The organism is Rhodopseudomonas sp. BR0G17 (genome assembly GCF_010907025.1).
GTDB lineage: Bacteria > Pseudomonadota > Alphaproteobacteria > Rhizobiales > Xanthobacteraceae > Rhodopseudomonas > Rhodopseudomonas palustris_H.
Window position 1 is genome coordinate 66830 of record NZ_QUML01000010.1, and the last position, 19107, is coordinate 85936.

16 protein-coding genes are annotated in these 19107 nt (G+C 62.0%); 8 read left to right on the forward strand and 8 right to left on the reverse strand.

Going from position 1 to position 19107, the window contains the following annotated elements; translation table 11 throughout:
• Positions 1-685 precede the first annotated feature (685 nt).
• Complete coding sequence (locus DY467_RS10270) at positions 686-943, reverse strand: helix-turn-helix domain-containing protein (RefSeq protein ID WP_164635792.1); 258 nt, start codon at positions 941-943, stop codon at positions 686-688.
• A gap of 145 nt (positions 944-1088) precedes the next feature.
• On the opposite strand from DY467_RS10270, the gene DY467_RS10275 reads away from it, so the two are divergent.
• Both DY467_RS10275 and DY467_RS26870 read left to right on the forward strand, forming a co-directional pair.
• Positions 1089-1634, forward strand: coding sequence for a hypothetical protein (locus tag DY467_RS10275; RefSeq protein ID WP_164635794.1), 546 nt, complete (start codon positions 1089-1091; stop codon positions 1632-1634).
• 279 nt (positions 1635-1913) lie between these two features.
• Positions 1914-2135, forward strand: coding sequence for a nucleotidyltransferase domain-containing protein (locus DY467_RS26870; RefSeq protein WP_164635796.1), 222 nt, complete (start codon positions 1914-1916; stop codon positions 2133-2135).
• Between the two features lie 20 nt (positions 2136-2155).
• Here DY467_RS26870 and DY467_RS10285 read toward each other — a convergent pair whose 3' ends face one another.
• The 3 genes from DY467_RS10285 to DY467_RS10295 all read right to left on the reverse strand — a co-directional run bounded on the left by DY467_RS10285 (position 2156) and on the right by DY467_RS10295 (position 4830).
• The gene (locus DY467_RS10285) at positions 2156-3436 is read right to left on the reverse strand and encodes a type II toxin-antitoxin system HipA family toxin (protein ID WP_164635798.1); all 1281 of its coding nucleotides are present in this window, start codon (positions 3434-3436) and stop codon (positions 2156-2158) included.
• Positions 3436-3831, reverse strand: a complete 396-nt coding sequence (locus DY467_RS10290; protein WP_164635800.1) for a helix-turn-helix transcriptional regulator — start codon at positions 3829-3831, stop codon at positions 3436-3438. Before DY467_RS10290 ends, DY467_RS10285 begins: the two co-directional genes overlap by 1 nt.
• A 318-nt stretch (positions 3832-4149) precedes the next feature.
• Entirely contained in the window at positions 4150-4830 is a 681-nt protein-coding gene (locus tag DY467_RS10295; protein ID WP_164635802.1) for a DeoR family transcriptional regulator, read from the reverse strand.
• A 110-nt stretch (positions 4831-4940) separates the two neighbouring features.
• On the opposite strand from DY467_RS10295, the gene DY467_RS10300 reads away from it, so the two are divergent.
• The 5 genes from DY467_RS10300 (at position 4941) to DY467_RS10320 (ending at position 10435) form a co-directional block, all read left to right on the forward strand.
• Complete coding sequence (locus tag DY467_RS10300) at positions 4941-6500, forward strand: recombinase family protein (RefSeq protein ID WP_164635804.1); 1560 nt, start codon at positions 4941-4943, stop codon at positions 6498-6500.
• A complete protein-coding gene (locus tag DY467_RS10305; RefSeq protein WP_164635806.1) occupies positions 6500-7420 on the forward strand; it encodes a plasmid partitioning protein RepB C-terminal domain-containing protein in 921 nt (306 codons plus the stop codon). The genes DY467_RS10300 and DY467_RS10305 overlap by 1 nt, the downstream gene beginning before the upstream one ends.
• Complete coding sequence (locus DY467_RS10310; RefSeq protein ID WP_164635808.1) at positions 7417-8310, forward strand: ParB/RepB/Spo0J family partition protein; 894 nt, start codon at positions 7417-7419, stop codon at positions 8308-8310. Before DY467_RS10305 ends, DY467_RS10310 begins: the two co-directional genes overlap by 4 nt.
• A 293-nt stretch (positions 8311-8603) precedes the next feature.
• Positions 8604-9755, forward strand: coding sequence for a DUF262 domain-containing protein (locus DY467_RS10315; protein ID WP_164635810.1), 1152 nt, complete (start codon positions 8604-8606; stop codon positions 9753-9755).
• On the forward strand, positions 9752-10435 hold the full coding sequence (locus DY467_RS10320) for an MAE_28990/MAE_18760 family HEPN-like nuclease (protein ID WP_164635812.1): 684 nt from the start codon (positions 9752-9754) through the stop codon (positions 10433-10435). Before DY467_RS10315 ends, DY467_RS10320 begins: the two co-directional genes overlap by 4 nt.
• Here the strand turns inward: DY467_RS10320 and DY467_RS10325 are convergent.
• A complete protein-coding gene (locus DY467_RS10325; protein ID WP_164635814.1) occupies positions 10369-11472 on the reverse strand; it encodes a DNA cytosine methyltransferase in 1104 nt (367 codons plus the stop codon). The genes DY467_RS10320 and DY467_RS10325 overlap by 67 nt on opposite strands.
• A 955-nt stretch (positions 11473-12427) precedes the next feature.
• Between DY467_RS10325 and DY467_RS10330 the strand changes: the two genes are divergently transcribed.
• Positions 12428-16096: an RCC1-like domain-containing protein gene (locus DY467_RS10330; protein WP_164635816.1), complete on the forward strand. Its 3669-nt coding sequence runs from the start codon at positions 12428-12430 to the stop codon at positions 16094-16096.
• Positions 16097-16256: 160 nt separating this feature from the next.
• Here the strand turns inward: DY467_RS10330 and DY467_RS10335 are convergent, their stop codons facing one another.
• The 3 genes from DY467_RS10335 to DY467_RS10345 all read right to left on the reverse strand — a co-directional run bounded on the left by DY467_RS10335 (position 16257) and on the right by DY467_RS10345 (position 18455).
• Positions 16257-16781, reverse strand: a complete 525-nt coding sequence (locus tag DY467_RS10335; RefSeq protein ID WP_205502236.1) for a hypothetical protein — start codon at positions 16779-16781, stop codon at positions 16257-16259.
• 241 nt (positions 16782-17022) lie between these two features.
• A complete protein-coding gene (locus tag DY467_RS10340) occupies positions 17023-17712 on the reverse strand; it encodes a 7-cyano-7-deazaguanine synthase (protein ID WP_246701513.1) in 690 nt (229 codons plus the stop codon).
• Positions 17610-18455 (reverse strand): PfkB family carbohydrate kinase, encoded by an 846-nt coding sequence (locus DY467_RS10345; RefSeq protein ID WP_246701514.1) that lies wholly within the window; start codon positions 18453-18455, stop codon positions 17610-17612. Before DY467_RS10345 ends, DY467_RS10340 begins: the two co-directional genes overlap by 103 nt.
• Between the last annotated feature and the right edge of the window lie 652 nt (positions 18456-19107).

Consider the following 19107-nt stretch of genomic DNA (forward strand, 5'->3'; position numbering starts at 1 on the left):
CGTTGGCCGCTTTCGCACGCGCGAGTTTGCGCTTGGTCGTAGGCCGAATCCACGACGCCTCTCATCAGGTCTTTGGCGGGGGCCTCGGCAAGCGCGGGACTTCGCCGGCGGGCCTCCAACCAACATCCGAACAACACCACCTCCGCCTCCTTTATATAGACGGCCTTTAGTGATCGAAGCCGCTGCGAATTCCCATGATCGACTTTCATTCGATTGGGTCCGGCTTCCAGAACGAAGTCCTCCCCGAAATGGTCGTGAATTTAGGTCACCGGTGCCGTTCGACTGAGCCCGGGCTCGCTTCCTCCATTTGCCCCTTGCAGTTCGCAGACGACGGACACGGCAATGTCGGGTGGGTTTTTGCCATCATCGACGCACTGCCGTTTTGGCGGGGCACGTTTTTGAAGGGGGATTGCCGCTATGAAAAGGTATGCCGAGTTCTTCGCAGCCTTGTTCGAACATCTCCGCAAAGCCATGGCCATCGCTTGCGACCTCGAGCACCTGTGGCTTCTTGATCGGAATGGCAACTGTAGAAACCACCGAGCAAGAGCAGGCCGCCAATCGACTAGCCCATCGCCGGTTCGCCCGTCTCATCAGACGCCGCGTCAGGAAGCCGAAGTCCCGGCCAGTGCTATGCGGGCCTTCGGCGGCGGGAGTACAGCCCATACCGCTTGATGCCAATCTGAGATCACTTCTGCCGGCCGCCAGCGCGTTCGACCTGGCCGCGTGACTTGGGCGAGGGCTCGGCCTCGAAGAGGTCGGCCAGGTGGACGCCGAGGGCGGCGGCGAGCCCTTCCAGCATGAGAAGCGTTGGATTCGACCGCCTGTTCTCGATCAGGGAAACCACCCCCTGCTCGGCCTCAAGGGCGGCGGCGAGTTCGTCCTGCGTCCACCCCTTGGCCTGCCGAAGACGGCGAACGTTCGTGGCAAGTAGCTTGACGGCCATACCCTTCCTTTGAGGGAAGCGACGTCCGAATCCGGTCTGCGCCATGACGCGGACGGTCCGGATTTCCCCCAAAAGTAGCCATGTGATTTATCACATATTTTACGACCGATCCGGTACGCTTTCCTCGCTCAACCAGGAGGGTCACATGGGACTGTACGCACTCGAGGGCACCATCGTTCAACTCGGACCGTGCGAGGTCGACCTCGATCTCGCCGTCTACGCCTTCATCGAAATCATCGACCCGCAGGGCGCGAGAACACTGGTCAAGAAGGTCGCAGTCGGCGTCGACGTGCAGGCCGTCATCCAACCTGGATCGCAAGGGATCTTCTTCATCGACGAAGTCTTCGTGGTCGGTCGCCGCATCCTTTGCCAATTGTGGGGCGCGTCGACGAGCGATCGTGACGTGATCGACACCGCAAACCTGCGAACCATACTCGCAGTCACGAACATGCTCCGGGGCATCGTCTTCACCCCAATCCTTGGACTCGGTCTGCCCTACCTTCTGGCCGGCATCGGGCAGAGCTGGTCATTGATCAACGGCTCGGCGAACCGTAGGCGCTATTTTCACAAAGCCATCAACGGCGACGTCGAAAGGCGGTCGGGGCCGCCCCTGCCGGAGCGTTTGGGGTTGGCTCTGGGAAGAGCCGTTGCCGACCTGACCCGGAGGCACCCGCGAACGTCCGCCGATTGAGCTGGGGTTCGAGGTGCCGCCTCGGAGATCGCCCCCTGCGGAACGAGCTTAGCGTCGAGCGCCGAGGAGGCGCGAGCTGCTGCAGGACCGAAGTCGAGGGTTTGATACTTCCCCGCCCGAGCCATACCTATGCCTTTACAGTGGAATTGGATTGTCGTCGCATGACCAAGTCCCGAGTAGAGATTCTGATCGAGACGAGGCTTCAGCGAAGGCGAGCCTTCGCTGCCACGTGTGCATTCAACGCACTCGATGCCTTGAAGAAGGTTGGGACGCGCCTGGGTGGTCGGGTCTCTCGCGAAAGGCGGGTTCGGACTTCACTCCGATGTCGACATTTTGGTCGAGTGCGAGGCCGACGTCGAACCGCGCCTATTCAAGGTCGTGGAGTCCGAAATGAAGGACTTCCCGTTTCATTTCATCCCGACGGGATCGCTAGACGCAGAAACGCGATCGCATTTCATGAGGGAGGCGGTGGATGCATCCGGTCTTCGCGCTCGCGCGTAACGAGTTCGACCGGCAACAGGTCAGCCGAAAGCGATCTTCGGCTGACCTAACTTGAGCGCCTTATCGGTCTCCTCGTGCTGGAAAGCCGCGTGATAGATATCGATCGAGCGGCGGCTCATACCGCAATCCTTAGCCAGGTCACGCCACCGCTCCGAGATTGTCGTTGCCATCGCGTGAAGCTCCGCCTTGGCGTCATCTTCAGGAACGTCGAAGAACGGAGAATTCTCGATTAACAGGTCGATGCTTGCCTCGGCCCCTCCGCCCTCCACGATAGACGTCTTGAGCTCGCGGTGCCGTTCCGGGGCAGGATTCACGTCGAACAACGGCGAGAGGCGCCATTTTCCTTCGCCTGCGTATATGAACCCGTGGTTCTTCAGGTGGTCGTCCACGTTCGAGACGAGCACCGTGAAGCCGACCCGATTGAACAGTTCACGAAGATCCGTCTTTGGGTCTTTGGAGTTGATGCGGACGGCCTCCGCTATTGCCGTGTAGGAGCTCCCGTCGGCAGAGGGTACCTGCAGCATCGTCTGTGCCGAAATGTAGGGGATGCGGCCTGCGCCCGATCGGTCGAAACGAGGTATCAGTGCAACGGGAAGCTCGTCGCTCATGTCGAGACGGGCCGCAGGCACGGTGAGACCGCAAAGCTTCGCCAGTCTTAGCGTCAACACCTCGGCTCGCTCGACGTCGTAGGAGTCGTGGCGAGATGTGAATTTCGCGATGAGAAGCGAATTGTCGCCATCTATCACGGAGCATTTCGGCCTTGCGCCGCCGAGGGCGCTGCCGATCTGGCGAAGCCTCTTGAGGGCCGCGGCCGTGATCTCGTCTTCTCCTTCGAGGCTTGCGATTGACTTGCCGAGTTCGTTCAATTGCAAGACAGGCGGAATGTTGTGACGGCCTAGCGGCTCGCTTGCGAGAAAATCCTGGCCGTCTTCGCTTTTCAATCGCAGAGCCCCTATCCGACTGAAGTCGTCGACGGCCAGCAAGTAGTCCAGTTCGGTAAGAGGTGCCGGGTCCTTGCGGTTCTCACGGGCGTCCCGTCGAATGATGTTCCTCCCCCAGGAATCCGGTGAGGTATCGGCGAGAGCAGGGGGCAGCGGAGAAACGAGATCGCCTTCCTTCTTCGAGTAATAGGGGCCCGCGACCAGCGGCATGGACGGAGAGATTGCGAAAGCACGCGGATTGGCGAGCCATTCTTCGGCGTATTCGAATGAACTGAACTCGCGATTCCCCTGCGAGTCGAAGCGGAGCTTTCCGACTTCGTCGCCCCGGTCGCCTATGCAGACTTTCAAAATCCGAGCCATTAGAACGCCTCCCCGAAGCTTTCGTCGTCGCCGGCGGGCCGTTGGTCGCTGTCGTGCTTCTCAGTGCGGCTCGGCTGCGCTGGCCGCCGCCGAGCCGCACGAATGCGTTGCGGAAGCTTTTCGTTTTCGATCAGCAAGCCGATATCGTCGGTACTGGTATCCAGCAAATTCCCCAGCCGATTTCCTTCGCCCAGCACGACGAGCACCATTGCTAAAGTGGCCAACGACATCCCCGGGTCTCCGGCTTCCAGGCGGCGGATCGTCGGGACGGTGACACCCGCTCCGTCAGCGAGACGCTGTTGGGTCATCCGCCGCCGCTTGCGCGCGACCGATATGTCGGCCCCCAGTTTTCTAAGCCCCTGAGTGGCTGCGATAGATGGAACTTGCTTTGCCATAATAGATCATACATAGAGCCTTAAGCGATATAATGCAATATATAAGTTCGTTTAGATAGAGCCGCAGATTTGCCTTGAGATCGTTCCAAGGCGAATTAAGCCGGTCTAGGCCCCTTCGGCCCCGCTCGCCCCCGCGCTCGCACGGCAACCGGCACAATTCTCGACCTCCTCCGCGCTCCAAGCTGGAAAATAGGCCGGCCCGCCGCAATCTTAGCCACAATCATCCGCCAGCGCGCAGCGCTCCACGCTCAAGAGCGATCTCCCGTCCGGTGAGATAGCGCCATGAAGGCGGAATCCTGCGCCGCCGCTCGCCCCAAGTCAGCGCCGCCCGCCGTGGGGACCCGACGGAGGGACAGCGTCGGACGGCCCCGTACCGAAGAAGGGGGCGGCTCTCAACAGGCGATACCTGCCCTTCCTCCTCGACCCGACGCGGCATATCAGCCCGTTCGTCTTCAGCGCGGCGATGTCGCGTTTGGCGGTCTTCTCCGCGACGCCGAACCGTTCGCGCAGCGCCCCAGCCGAAACGCGCGTTCCCTTCGCTAGTTCGCCGAGAAACCACGCCTGCCTGTGATTGGGGACGAAGCCGTCATCTGGGTCGGCTTCAGGGTCATCGATAGGGTCGCGATCAGGGCCATCGCCCCCAGAGACTGTCCTCCGCCCGCGAGGCCCGCGTGGTGCGGCGGCGCCGGCCGGGACCGAGCGCATCACTAGCATCTCGACGATATCCAGCCGGCGGCTTGCGATCAGCAGCATCTGGAGCACGGTTTCGGAATGGACGAGCAGGGCGATGAGGTGATCTCCGTCCGGCCCGCACGATCCGGAAAGCCAGTTCTTGACGGAACGCTCGCTGGCCTTGGTCCACCGTCGAACGGTCTTGATCGTCCGTCGGCTATCGTCGAGTTCGGTCTTCAGGGCCAGCGAGATGATTTCGGCATAGCGTCGAGGGGGCCCCTCTCCTCGGCTTCCCGCCGTCAATGATCTGCCCTTCTCCGGCAACATGCTTCTCCTCCCTCGCGCTAGACTTGAGGAAAGCAAGGTTTCGGTATCGGGGGCTTCCGCACAACCGGCGGGTTTCCTTCCATGCCGGCGAGAGTGGCGGAAATGGGCTGATGGCAACGCCGCAAGACGAGAGCAATTCCGGCTCGCCTGAGCTACGGGCCGCCGAGTACGTGCGGATGTCGACCGAGCATCAGCGCTATTCGACCGAGAACCAGTCCGACGCCATCCGCAGCTATGCGGCCAGGCGCAACTACACGATCGTCCGAACCTATGCGGACGAAGGAAAGAGCGGCCTGAACATCGATGGGCGGGCCGGGCTCCGGCGGCTCATCGCCGACGTGACGGGCGGTCAGGCCGATTTCGAGATCGTGCTCGCCTACGACGTCAGTCGCTGGGGCCGCTTCCAGGACGCTGACGAGAGCGCCTACTACGAATACCAGTGCAAGCGGTCCGGGGTTCGGGTCGAGTATTGCGCGGAGCCGTTCGAGAACGACGGCAGCCTTGGCTCCGACATCCAGAAGATGCTGAAACGCAAGATGGCGGGCGAATACAGCCGCGAGCTCTCGATCAAGGTGTTCGCCGGCCAGTGTCGACTGATCGAGAAGGGCTTCCGCCAAGGGGGGCCGGCGGGCTTCGGTCTGAGGCGCCAACTGGTCGACGAGGGCGGTGTGAGAAAAACCCTGCTCGGGCGCCTCGAGCACAAGAGCATCCAGACCGACAGGGTGGTGCTCGTTCCCGGTCCGAGCGACGAGATCGATGTGGTGCGGCGCATCTACCGAAGCTTTGTCGAGGACGGTCGTAGCGAAGGCGAGATCGCAGACCTGCTGAATTCGGAAGCCGTCCTGACGGACCTTGGCAGGCCCTGGACCCGCGGGACTGTCCATCAGGTCCTGATCAACGAAAAGTACATCGGCAACAACGTCTGGAATCGTGGGTCCTTCAAGCTGAAGCAGAAGCGGGTCCGCAACGACCCGTCGATGTGGATCCGGTCCGAAGGCGCCTTTCCGGCGATCATCGACCGCCTTCTGTTTGACGCGGCGCAGGCCATCATTCGCGGCCGGTCGGCGAAAATGTCCGACGCGGCGATGCTGGACCTGCTGCGGCGGCTTCTTGCCCAGCATGGCTACCTTTCAGGGCTGATGATCGACGAAACGCCGAGTTGCCCTTCGAGTAGCGCCTACCGCAGCCGATTCGGCAGTCTCCTGCGGACCTACTCGCTCGTCGGATACGCACCGGATCGCGACTTCGCCTACGTCGAGAGCAACCGGAGACTTCGACAGCAACACCCGCGCCTGGTCGAGGACATGCTGGAGCATCTGCGATCGGCAGGCGCATCCGTATCGCTCAACTCCGAGACCGGCATCGCCACGATAAATCATGAGGTCACTGCGGCGCTTCTGCTTTGTCGGTGCACGCAGACGGAGGCGGGGTCGCTCCGCTGGCTGGTCCGCCTCGGCGGCCCGAACCAGCCCGACATCACGATCGCCGCGCGCATGGAGCCCGGCGAAGGGGCGGTTCGCGACTACTACCTTCTGCCCGCGCTGCACGGCTGGAATCCGCGCCTGCACGTGGCCGAACGCAACGAGGCAAGCCTCGATACCTATCGGTTCGATACGCTCGAGGCACTCTACGAACTGATGCGCCGCGTCCCGTTGGCGGAGGTCGCTTGATGGCAAAGGAAAACACGGCAACGATCGCGCACCACGTCGGTAGCGCGCAGCAGATCCAGTCGATCGCGGTCGAGAGCATCCGCATCGTCAACCCGCGTGTACGAAGCCGCAAGACTTTCGCCGGGATCGTCGACAACATCGCCACGGTCGGCCTGAAGCGTCCGATTACTGTCACGGAAGCCAAATCCGAAGGGGGCGGGCCCGCCTATGATCTCATTTGCGGTCAGGGACGGTTGGAAGCCTTCAAGGCGCTGGGCGAGACCCACATTCCCGCCTTGGTGGTCCAGGCATCCGAAACCGAAGTCTATCTGATGAGCCTGGTCGAGAACCTGGCCCGCCGCAAGCATTCGAACCGCGACCTCCTGACGGCGGTGCGCGTGCTGGAGGACCGAGGGTACGGCCCCGCCAGGATCGCCCGAAAGACCGGCCTCGATGCCGGCTATATCTCCTGCATCGTGCAGCTCCTGAAGGCCGGCGAAGATCGTCTGATCGGCGCGGTCGAGAAAGGGTGGCTGCCGATCACGATTGCGGCGGATATCGCCAAGGCCGGCCAAGGCCAGGTCCAACTGGCGATGATGGAAGCCTACGAATCCGGCCTCTTGCGCGGAGACCAGCTTCTCAAGGTGAGGCGCCTGATCGATCGGCGGCAAACTTTGGGGAAGACCTACGGCTCGATGCGGCGCAAGGGCAGCCAACCGCTGACCGCGAACAAGCTCGCCCAAACCTTCCAGGCGGAGGTTCGGCGGCAGCAACTGGTGGTCCGCAAGTCCGAGGTGGCCGATCAGCGCCTGCTGTTCGTGGTCACCGCGCTGAGGCGGATCCTGGCGGACGAACATTTCCGCACTCTCCTGCGGGCGGAGAGCATAGGGGACATACCCAAGCCGCTTGCGGACAGGTTGGGCCACGGGGCGTTGTCATGACCCGGCACGCCTTCCAGAAGGAGACGATCAGGATCGCGCTCGATGCGATCCTGCCGACGCGCTTTCCGACGAAGGACGTCCGCGGGACGCCGAAGTTTCGGACCATCCTCGCGTCGATCCGGGAAGTCGGCATCATCGAACCGCTCGCCGTCCATCCCGAACCGGGCAGCAACGGCCGTCGCTACATCCTGCTCGACGGGCACCTGCGGCTGGAAGCGCTGAAGGAGCTCGGCGCACCGGACGCGATCTGTCTCGTCGCGACCGACGACGAGGGGTTCACCTACAATCGGCAGGTCAATCGCATAAGCGCGGTGCAGGAGCACAAGATGATCATGCAGGCTATCCGCAAGGGCGTGGCGCCCGAGCGGATCGCCCAGACCCTGAACGTCAACGTGGAGCGCATTCGCGAGCGCGAGCGGCTGCTCGACGGGGTCGTGCCGGAAGCGGTCGAATTGCTGAAGGACCGCATGGTCAGCCGCGGTGTGTTCGCGATCCTGCGAAAGATGAAGCCGATGCGCCAGATCGAAGCTGCCGAGATGATGATCTCCGCCAGCCGCCTGAACGTGCCGTACGCAAAGATGATCCTTGCCGCGTCTCGCCCTGATGCCTTGATCGAGACCAAGAAGCCTCGGCAACTCGATGCCACTCCGGAGGACATCGCTCGAATGGAGCGACAGATGGAGAAGCTCTATCAGGACTACAAGTCCGTCGAAGATACTCTGGGAGAGACCCTGCTGGTGCTTGTCGTCGCCAAGGGCTTCGTCGCCCGCCTCCTCCGCAACCCGGCGATCGGCGGATATCTGCATCGCCATCATGGGGATCTCGCCGGCGAACTCGCTTCGGTGATGGAAGCCGTCGGCGCCGAAGCCCAAACATCGGCCAGGGAGTGAAAGGCGGACCCGCCGGTGTGAAGACAATTCGGCCGCCGCCCGTCCTCGTTTGCACTGCCCCCGCCCCTCCTGCGGGCGAACGTCACGACGGCTGCGGGTCAGCCCTCTACGATTTCGTCTACGACCTTCGCCGGAAGCTCCATCGAAGCGACGCCGATCTTCTGTTATGACTTTCATTGTGGTGGGCGGTCTTGGTTGGCGGCAGTCCCATTTGATGGTGCTGTCGGGGTCTCCGTTGGGCGGGAATCGGCCGGCTGGCCTCGCGCGGTTTCATTGCAACGAATGGATACGGAATGGGCGATCTTTTTGATGATTGGGAGAAATTTCGACCTGCCGGCAGACCGACCAAGTCGAAGGAGAAGGCCGACGAAGCCGACCGTCAGATCGTCCAGAGCCAGAAGGACATCCGCTATCTGGTCAGGGAGTATCCCGCCGAAGTCGTGGTGATGAAGTATCTGAAGGGACTGGAAGAGGACGAAAACGAACTCTTCGTCCCGGATTACCAGCGCGACCTGATCTGGCCTGACCGCAATCAGATGCGCTTCATCGAATCGCTTCTGATGGGAATGCCGATACCTTACCTGTTCGTAGCAGACGTCAACGACGACGACCCAACGATGAGCGGACGGCTGGAAATCGTCGATGGTGTGCAGCGCGTACGCACGCTGGCCGAGTTTCTGACGAACAAACTGGTTCTGTCGGGCCTCGAGAAGCTCGATGCGCTGAATGGTTTCAGCTTTGATGATCTTCCCCTGCCTCGACAGAGGCGGGTCCGTAGGACGACGCTGAGGGTGGTTGAGCTCAGCGAGACCGTGACGGAAGACGTTCGTCGCGACCTCTTCGACAGGATCAACACTGGCTCCGTGAAGCTGGCCACAGTGGAGATACGGCGCGGCATCGAGAAGGGACCGTTCCTCGAATTTGTGACGGAGCTCGCGAAGGATCCTCTGCTTCGGAAGCTCGCGCCCGTTCCGGAGGGCCTGAGGAAGCGCTTCGAGTACGAGGAGTTAGTCACCAGGTTCTTCGCCTTCCTGAACCGCTACGAGAAATTCGGGTTCGGCCCCGAGGGCAAGGTCGTCGCCGATTTCTTGCTGCGCTACGTCAAGGACACCAATGTGGAGCTTCAGGGCGGCGGTAGGGACGCTCTCCTGAAGCAGATGCGAGACGAATGGGACAGGATGCTCCGTTTCGTGGAGGCACATTTCCCCGACGGATTTCAGAAGACGAAGGGCGGCGGCCGGAAGGTCCCGCGGGTGCGTTTCGAAGCGTTGTCCGTGGGTGTGGGACTAGCACTGCGCGAGCGGGAGGACCTGAATGTCGGCGCCATCCCCGAGTGGCTCGCCGGCAACGAGTTCAAGCGCCTGACGACGAGCGATGCGTCGAACAACCGCGCAAACCTGAAGGGCCGTCTAGAGTTCGTGCGGGACGAGCTGTTGCGGCCATGACCTACGCCTTCCTGCAGGATTTCAGTGAGCGGAAACGCCATGTTCTTCACTATCTCGCCGTCGTCAGAAAGGCCGAACGGGAGATCCGGTCGGGAGCGAGCCGCGTCGAAGAGGGGCGGCTGCTGACGCTCCGGGCCGGCACCTTCCTCGTCCTGTACAATCTGATCGAGGCGACCTTCCGGGGCGGGATTCAGGAGATCAACGACACCATTACCCGAAAGTCCGTGGCCTTCGCCGATCTTCGGGTGTCGTTGAGACGGGAGACGATCCGCAGGTTCAAGAAGCAGGCGAGCCCCGCACTGAACCACAACATGGTCGATCTTCCGTGCGAGTTCGTTTCGATTGCGCTCGCCGGCGAGATCTGGATCGAAGGAAGCGTGGATGCGAAGAGGATCGCCGAAGCGGCCGGCCATTACGGGTTCTCGGTGCGCACGGACAATCGTCGAACCCGCGGAGGCGCGGACCTTCTTACCATCAAGGATATTCGGCACGATCTCGCGCATGGTCGCAAGACCTTCGAGGAGGTCGGCCGGGACCATCCGATCCGACAGCTGACGATGTTGTCGGACAGATCGTTGAAGTACATGAGCGGCATCGCGCAGAATATTGCAGGCTACCTCGATTCCGAGGAGTACCGCGAGCTGGCGACGGAGGAGTCGGAGGCTGCTTCGGCTACGTGACGGACGATGGCCTGGCCGATCGCCTCCGCAAGGGCAGGCGGCACGGCGTTGCCGATCAGGCGGCCTATCTCCCGAAAATTGATCCGGCGGCCGTCGGGCACGAATTTGAAGCTCGGCGGAAACGACTGGAGTATCGCTCCTTCGCGCAACGTGATGGCTCGATCCTGGACGGGGTGGCCGAAGCGACCGTTTCCGAAACCGTAGAACTGCGTCGTGATCGTCGGCGACGGCTTGTCCCACGACATGCGACCGTACACGGAGGGATAGGTCCGTCCGGTATCAGCCTTGTGGCAGGCGACCCGCATCCGTTTGGGCCAGTCGCGCCACGTGCCGGCGGGTTGGGAATTCCGGATCCTTGCGAGATTGCGCATGGTGAGCGCTCGCGAGGTGTGCAGCGGGTCGGCAGAGTTGGGCAAACCCGCAGCGATGACCGGGAGCGTGCCGATGGCATCCTGAACGGTGCGCAGCTTTCGGACGGTGGGCTCCGGAAGATGGATCGGGCCGAGCTTGGAGGCGAGGAGGACGAGCCGCCGCCGACTCTGCGGCACGCCGTACCGCGAGGCGTCCAGAACCTCCCAGGCGATATGGTAGCCTTCCTGCTCGAGTCCCTCGACGAAACTGCCCCAAAGCGGCAGATGGCTCAGCCTGGGCACGTTCTCCACGGTGATGACGTGGGGGCCGGTCTCCTTGGCGATCCGCAGGAAATGCAGCAGCAATTCCCAACGCTCGTCAGTGCCGCGCCGCTTGGTCGTCAGACCGGAGAACGGCTGGCAAGGAGCGCAACCTGCCAGCACTCTGATCTTCGCGTTACCGAACAGATCGTCGACGGCTTTGGCCTCCAGGGTCGAGATGTCGGCCTGGAGGAAGTCTGCGGCGATGTTCTGCTCGAATGGAAACCTACAGGCCGGATCCAAATCAATCCCGGCGACAACCTTTACGCCGCTCCGCGTCAATCCCAGCGACAATCCGGCCGCGCCGCAGAACAGGTCCACGGCGGCGATATCGGCCGCTTCGATGTCGTGTGCGGGCTTTTTCATGATGGCTCACAATAGCCTAGCGGTGAAACGAAATCGATCGTTATTTCGGGATCACCGGTGATGCCCAGTCACGGCCGTCGCCTCCATGATCGTCGCCAGGACCCCTGCGTCCGCGGCGTATAATCCATCACAAGGCCGGCCACTTCGAGCCGTCCACCCCGACCTGCTTCGATTGCGGTCTCGATATCGAACGCGGTCTCAACGCGGCGACGAACCTGCGCCGCATGGTGCTGGAGCTGCTTGAGCCCGACCAACCCTACGTAGGGCAGCATTGCCCGAACGGGAAGCTTCGGCTCCAGAGGTCCCTCTGCCGGTCAGCGGCACCCACTGCCGGTAGACGCGGGTCGTCGAAGCAGGAAGCGGAATCTCCCGACCTCGGACGACGCAAAGCCAAAATTTCCAACACAAGACTGTTCATCTTCAATACTTGGCTCAATATTGCATTTCCGCATAATCATTACTTCAGCGGCGGATTCTACGTATTTCGATTTGAAAGGCTCGATACTGTAAAGCTCTCCCGCGATCAAAGTGCCAAATGGTGACAGAAGAGCGAGCAAAAACTACCTGTTGTTCTTGGTGTTGATTTGAATATTTTCAAATATACTTTCAAGTACAGTTGCCGTCGCCCGAAATTGTGGATGAATACTTTTAATGTCATAACGACTTTGTTCCTGCCGACATGCAAAGGGGATCGGCGCGAAGGACGTTGATTGCAGCGGGTGAAGCGATGCAGGCCGGCCTTGACTACGGCGTTCGGAACGAACGTTTGACGCACTTGCGGTCCGACCGGTTTGGCCGGGTTGTCGGTCCTACCATGAGTTCAGAGCAATCTTCGGTGCGGCGGTGGTCGCATCGGATGGGGGCGGTCCTCTGCTTCATCTGTGCGACGATATGGACTTCCCAAGCTGCGACTGCGGCTAACTTCCAATATTTCCGCATGTACGGCACCGGGGGAATGGGGGTGCCTTCCGTCCCGCCCCAGCCGGCCGAGACCGGATCAGCCGGCCTGTCGATCATTGGGGACGCTCCCATTCGATCTTTCGACACCGTCGTCATCCAGGGGAAGTCCAACTTCACGACCGCCTCCTGGACTTTCACGCAGGAACCGGTCGCCCCTCATCTGGACTTGGTGTCGAATCCGGCAGGCGGCACCTTTTCCGGGACGGCGCCGGAGGTGGATGCGCCGACCGACGTCGTCGTCACCGCACAGGCTCGCGCAAGCGGCAGTACGACGGCGGTCGCAAGATTGTCGCTGCGCATCTATCCGCGGATTCAGGTCGCGTATCGGACGGACGTCGTAGCGGGGACCGCAGGCAGGCCCATTGATCTGCCGGAAGCGCCTATCACCTCGGGCATTGTCGGGCACGCGAACTTCCAGATCGTCAAGGACGGCAATACCGTCTACGATATCGCCCTACGTTGCCCAGGTCTGTCGTTCGATCAATCGACTGGAGTTCTGTCCGGGACGCCTTCTGCACGGTGCAACGACGGTCCGCTGCAGATATTGACGACGGACAGCTTCGACGGACGCCGAGCACTCTCCAATTCGTTTGTGCTCGACATCGGATACCTTTCCGCGACCGCGAGCGTCGAAAGGCCGATCGTCCATGCAGGACAGCGGGTCGCCGGCGCGCTGTCCAGCGTCTCGCCGGATGCAACCTGGGGCCTCGTTGCGAGTCCCGCCACGCCGACCCTGGTGCTGACGGCGGCAGGAAACGCTCCGTCGACGACCTTCTCGGGCGTCGCGCCAGATGTCGCGTCGGATACGACCTACACGATCGCGGCCACCGCGAGCAGCAGTGCCGGGCTCGCCGCCGCGAGCGCCTCGGTCGTCGTTCGTCCGAAGCTGGCAATTTCCGGAAGCCTCGCGTCGATGCCGATCTATGAAGGTCCGGTCGTCCCCGATACAAGCTTCGGGATTGCCGGGCCGACGGCGTCGAATGCCATCGGGTCTGTGTCCTACGACCTTCTTCAAAACGGCGTGCAGATAAGGGATCTCTCATCGCTCTGCGCCGGGATGCAGTTCCGGGAAAGCGATGGCGCCATCATCGGTCGTCCGGTGGAGCCGTGCACCGTCGAGGGGCTTGCGTATCGCGTGACGGATTCCGCTGACGACACGCAGGCGATCTCTAGTGCCTTTTCGCTGTATTTCTATGCGCCGGTTTCCTTTACCGGCACGCCGCCGATCGCCTCTCAGGGCCGAAACTATTCGGTCGATCTCGCGGACCTGACTTCCGGTGGTCGACCGCCCTACAGTTATGCTTTGAAATTGGGGGCGCTGCCGGACGGCATGCATCTCGTCGGATCGAAAATCCAAGCCACCGAAGTCGCTGGAACAACAAGCACGGCGACCATCGTGGTGACCGATGCCGCAGGACGGTCCGCAAGCGGAGACCTGCTGTTCGCCGTGTCGGCCGCGACCGCCACCGCCAACCTTACGTCACCACCGATGGTACATGAGGCCGCGACTATCGCCGGCACGTTGATCACCAGCCGCGATCTGCCGATCTGGTCTCTCGTCCAGGTTTCGCCGGCTACGCCGGTCGTATCGCTGACGAAGACTGCGGACGCGCCGAACACTACGTTCTCCGGCACGGCCCCGGCCGTCGCTCAGCGAACCGACTTCACCTTCCGCGCGACAGCGACCTCCGCCGAATCGTCCAGCACGACCCCGGACGTCATCGTCACCGTGCTGCCGCCCCTCGCCATCGCTGCCCCCGCGGCCCGAACCGGCTCGATGGAAAATGCCGTGATCTGGCCGGCCCCCGCCGTCGCCAACGCCGTCGGGGTCTTGAGCTACAGTCTCCTTCACAACGCGGCCCCGATATCGGACGTCGGAAGTCTTTGCCCCGGCGTCACCTTCGACGCCGTGACCGGCAAACTCTCAGGAACGCCGACCGCAACCTGCAACCAGTCCGGCCTCGCCTACAAGGTCATCGATGCGGACGGTACGACCGCAACTTCCGCCGACTTCGCCATCACCGTCAATTCCGGGCTCGCTGTCGCAGGCGCATCGGTCGCTACCGGGGCGCTCGGCGAGACGTACGTTCGGACCGCAGCAACCGTGTCAGGAGGTCTGCCGCCCTACGTCTCGGTGGCTGCCACGACGACCAGCGGCCCATCCCTTACCGACCTCGGCATCGCCGCGTCGATTTCCGGCGGCGACGTCATGTTCACGGGAACAGGCACCGGAAGGATCCCGGCCACTTCCGGTATCTGGTGGGGAAGATTAGTTGTAGTCGATAGCGCGGGGGCCTCATCCACTTCCGGGAACCTTTCGGTCACCGTCAATCCGGCGCTCGCGATCTCTGGGACGCCGCCCAATGGGACTGCGGCGGCCTATTCCTTTACGATGACCGCAACTGGGGGGTCGGGCGGCAATGCGTTCGGCGCGACGAACATCTCCGGCTCGCTGGCGGGACTGGGGCTCTCGCTCGACCCAGCGTCGGGCACTATCTCGGGAGCTTCCCCTATGCCGGGGACCTGGCAGGGCACGATCAAGGTGACGGACGCCGGCGGCGGAACGGCCACCACGCCACCTTTGACGATCACCGTGGCGATCAACTCGAACGCCTACGCCTGGGGGTATGGCGACTACGGGCAACTGGGGGACGGTGCCGGCGCCACGAGTTCCTCTCCCGTCAATGTCGCTGGTGGCAAGACTTACAAAAAGCTGGTCGCCGGCAGTAACCATTCCTGCGGCCTGTTGAATGATGGCACCGTGCAATGCTGGGGCCGCAACGGCTATGGCCAACTTGGCAACGGGACGAATTCGACCAGCAAGACACCGGTGCCTGTCAGCAATCTTTCGGGGGTGACGGACATCGCCGCAGGTGTTGACTACTCCTGTGCGGTCGTCTCGGGCGGCGCCGGAGGACGCTTGTGGTGCTGGGGAAACAACGGTTACGGCCAATTCGGCAACGGGACGACCAACAACAGCTCGACACCGGTTCAGGCAAGCCTGACGGGGGTGACGGCCGTATCGACGGGTTGGGGAACACCAACCACTTGCGCGGTCGCCTCGGGGCAAGCCTTCTGCTTCGGCTACAACAACAACGGCTCGCTCGGTAACGGCACGACGAAGAACAGTTCGACCCCGGTCGCAGTGACCGGTCTGACGAGCGGCGTGACGGCAATCGCGGCGCAAGGCTTTACAGTTTGCGCGATCCAATCGGGAGCGGCGAAGTGCTGGGGAGACAATCAATACGGTGGCGTGGGGAATGGGACTGGCGGAGGGAGCTATACGACGCCCGTGCAGGTTTCCGGCTTGAGCAGCGGAGTGACGGCTATCGCGACCGGCAACTTCAATGCCTGTGCGATTCAATCCGGTGCAGCCAAATGCTGGGGCTACAACTCAAGTGGTCAATTGGGCAACGGTGGCACGAACAATAGCTGGTCGCCCGTGCAGGTTTCCGGAATGTCCTCCGGAGTTGGTGCGGTCACCATTGGAGGAAGCCATGCATGCGGCATTCAATCGGGAGCCGCAAAGTGCTGGGGAAACAACGGTTACGGCCAGTTGGGCAACGGGACAAACACCAGCAGCAACACGCCCGTTCAGGCATCCGGCCTTTCCGCGGGCTTTAACGGAATTTCCGGAGGCCTTAACCACACTCTCGCTTGGTAGGTAGCGAAGGCGACGAGGCAATCGAGGCGATTTGCGCGCTTCACAAGCTTGCTAACTAACGAGAAATGATTCCGATTCGAATCATTCCAGAAGACCATTGCTTCATCGCCCGCATCCAAACTGTTCGCCATTGCCGTCGTCGATCCTGCTATCGGGGCGGTCATCCGACCTCCACCACGGACCCCGCCGTCATGAATACTAATAGCGCTTTTCTGGCTCCGGTCAGCTTCCGGTAGTCGCTGATCTGCTGCCGATAGTGGTCGATGGCGCTGGCCTGCGGAGCGACGTCGCTCTTCCAGTCGACAACCACCTCGACCTCCCCGCTGTCGTCCAGCGCGATCGCGTCGGCTTGGCCCGAGGTCAGGACTTCGTCGTCATCGACGCGGCCGGCGCCGAACACCGGCAGTTCGGCGACAAGGCCGGGCCGCAGCGCCTGGATTGCGGGCAGCGCCAGCGTCCGCAGCACAGTGGCCGCAAGTTCGGCCGCCTGCGGCTCCGCCGTCGGCTCGATGCCGAGGTGTGCCTTCAGCAAGGCCGCTCGGCCCTCGATCTCGACGGCGTTCTCGGTGGCCTCGCCATTTATGATCTCCTCCATGAGCTTGTGGAGGATGATGCCGCGCTGCGCGCTGCCTACAACGGTCGATGAAACGCCGATCAACGCATCACGAAGCACCGGAAGCGCCATTCCAACCTGACGGTCAACGTGGGCTTTGGATGGCCTCGGAAGAGAATGTCCGACGTCGCTCATGGCCAAGACCAAGTCCCGATAGCCGTCCACATGAAGTCTAGCGACGGCTTCAACCGAAGAAATGCGGCCTTGGGAATAGGCAACCAAGATATCGTGCGCACCAATATATGGTACTATCGCTTGAGCGGCACTCATCCGATGGATGTTAGAGAGGGGCTACTGTAGCCTCGCCGTCAGATCACCTTGCGCCGCGTCGCATGTAATTCGAAAGCTCCGCGTGCTTGATGCACCCACGGCACGTCCCACAAGGGAATTCCATCGTGTGACAGGAGAACGTTAGGCCTAAAAGGTCGGCGGGAAATTCGGAAACGTCCAATAGTCTCTCGGGACTGAGCCGACGCGCAGGCGCTAAAACCGCCACTTGTCCTTCCTGGAGAGACATAAGCCTCGAAATCCCTCTAAGAAAGGGCGACCGCCCATCGCTGTGCACATCGGTTGACACAGCCCCGATTACTATCTCACGTAGTCCCTCAGAGAGGAACCTCATGCCGGCTAGAGTGATCAGCATCTGATTTCGATAGGGCCACCATTCCTCCGCGCGGGCCAACCCTGAAACCGGGGTCCCTGCCAAAGAACCTGATCCAAGGTGGCGCAAATCGACGAAAATGACCTCGTGACGGAGACCCAGCTCGCTGCAGATGCTCGCGGCGGCCGCGACCTCTCCTGACGCGGGCCGGTGTCCGTAGTCAACGGTAAGACACACATCGGGTCTCAACCAATACGCGAGCGCAGAGGAGTCGATCCCGCCTGAGAACAGCAAGACTCTCAAGAGCAACTCGCCCAAGCGGCCCGATAGACAGCCGTCGCGAAATCCGGCAGCACCTCGCAGCCAGATCCTGCGAACATCGTGAGTTCTTCTGCACCCCATCGTTCCGCGAGACAGACAACCGGCTTCCCGAGTGCCCGCGCGTACCCGACCTCGAAGAGCGTTCCTGGATCTGCTCCATCCAACAAGGCGAAGACCGCGGCGCACGCCTTAAGACCGTCGAGATCCGCCTTCGCGATCTCTATCGACGATAGCCCGGTGCCTACATCATGCAGAGGAGAGAACACGCGGACGCCGAGTTCGACGAAGGCCTGGCGCGCCTCTTCGACAAGCCAGCGCTGGGCCAAGTCAAAAAATGGACCTGCGAGATAAATTCGGCCGGCAGACCCGAACGGTTTGATCGGATGTGCGCTATCGGATGGAGCCTCCAAAGGCAGGCAATGACCCTCGACGAAGGTCGCAACGCATCGGGACGCCATGTCTGCTGCAGCTTCAGGCTCTCTGTTTGCCTCTCCCCAGAAATGCGCGAAGGCGGCACTAAATACGTCGCCTGATCCGATCTTGAAGACCTGCTTCGACATGTACGCCGGAACCTCAGTCGACGCGCCCCGCGAAGTGTAGACGGTCGCCCCTCGGGGGCCGCGTTTAACCACGACGATCTGCGCGCTGTGTCGATGCAGCACCTGCTTGACGTCGAGCTCGATGCCTTCGCTCGACGCCTCGGCCTCGTTCAAGACGACAGCCAATTCGGTGGCACTGGAGCCGTTGGAGGGGAACACGTCTTCTGCTCCCTGGTGGTCGTACACTGCGCGCCCGGCGCGGACGACGGCTTCGCCTTCGACCATTCCATACCGAAGAACAACCGGCCCTTCGACGCGAAGCGGCTTTTGTCGGTCAAAGGAAGCAGGCGACCGCACCGCCGGTGAAAGGGGATGGACATACGAGAATGAGATCGCATCGTCACTCGGAGACACAAGCGCGGTGCAGCCGAATGACCTCGCAGTGGCTACAACGTCGGCGGCCCAATTCCGGTGCGCATAGGTATGCAACACCGTTCCGGGCGACAATCGGGCGAGGGCGACGGCGGCCCGCAGCCCAGAACCGAACAGACGCCGCCATGCTGGCCGGAGGCAGATCTCAAGATAGGTGCCACCCGCGACGATCACACGCGGGCCCGCCGCACATGCACCGCGCAGGTAGCTACCGTGATCCGGAGAACCTCCGCTGAATATCGGTTGCCGCGTCGGATGCAGTCGATGAGGACTGCAAGTCCCTCGAAACCTGCCAGCGCTCCGACGACATCGCTGCTACTCCTGACGACGCATACCGCCGCCTCTGAACTATCTTGTCTGACGATCTGGACATCGAGGACTGTTCCAACGGCGATCGTTCGCAAAGCGGCAAGCCGAACGGACGTCAGTTCTGTTGTGAACTCCAAATCACACGGGTCGCCGCCGGCGACCGCTGACTTCCCCACCTCTCGCGTCGAGGTCCGCC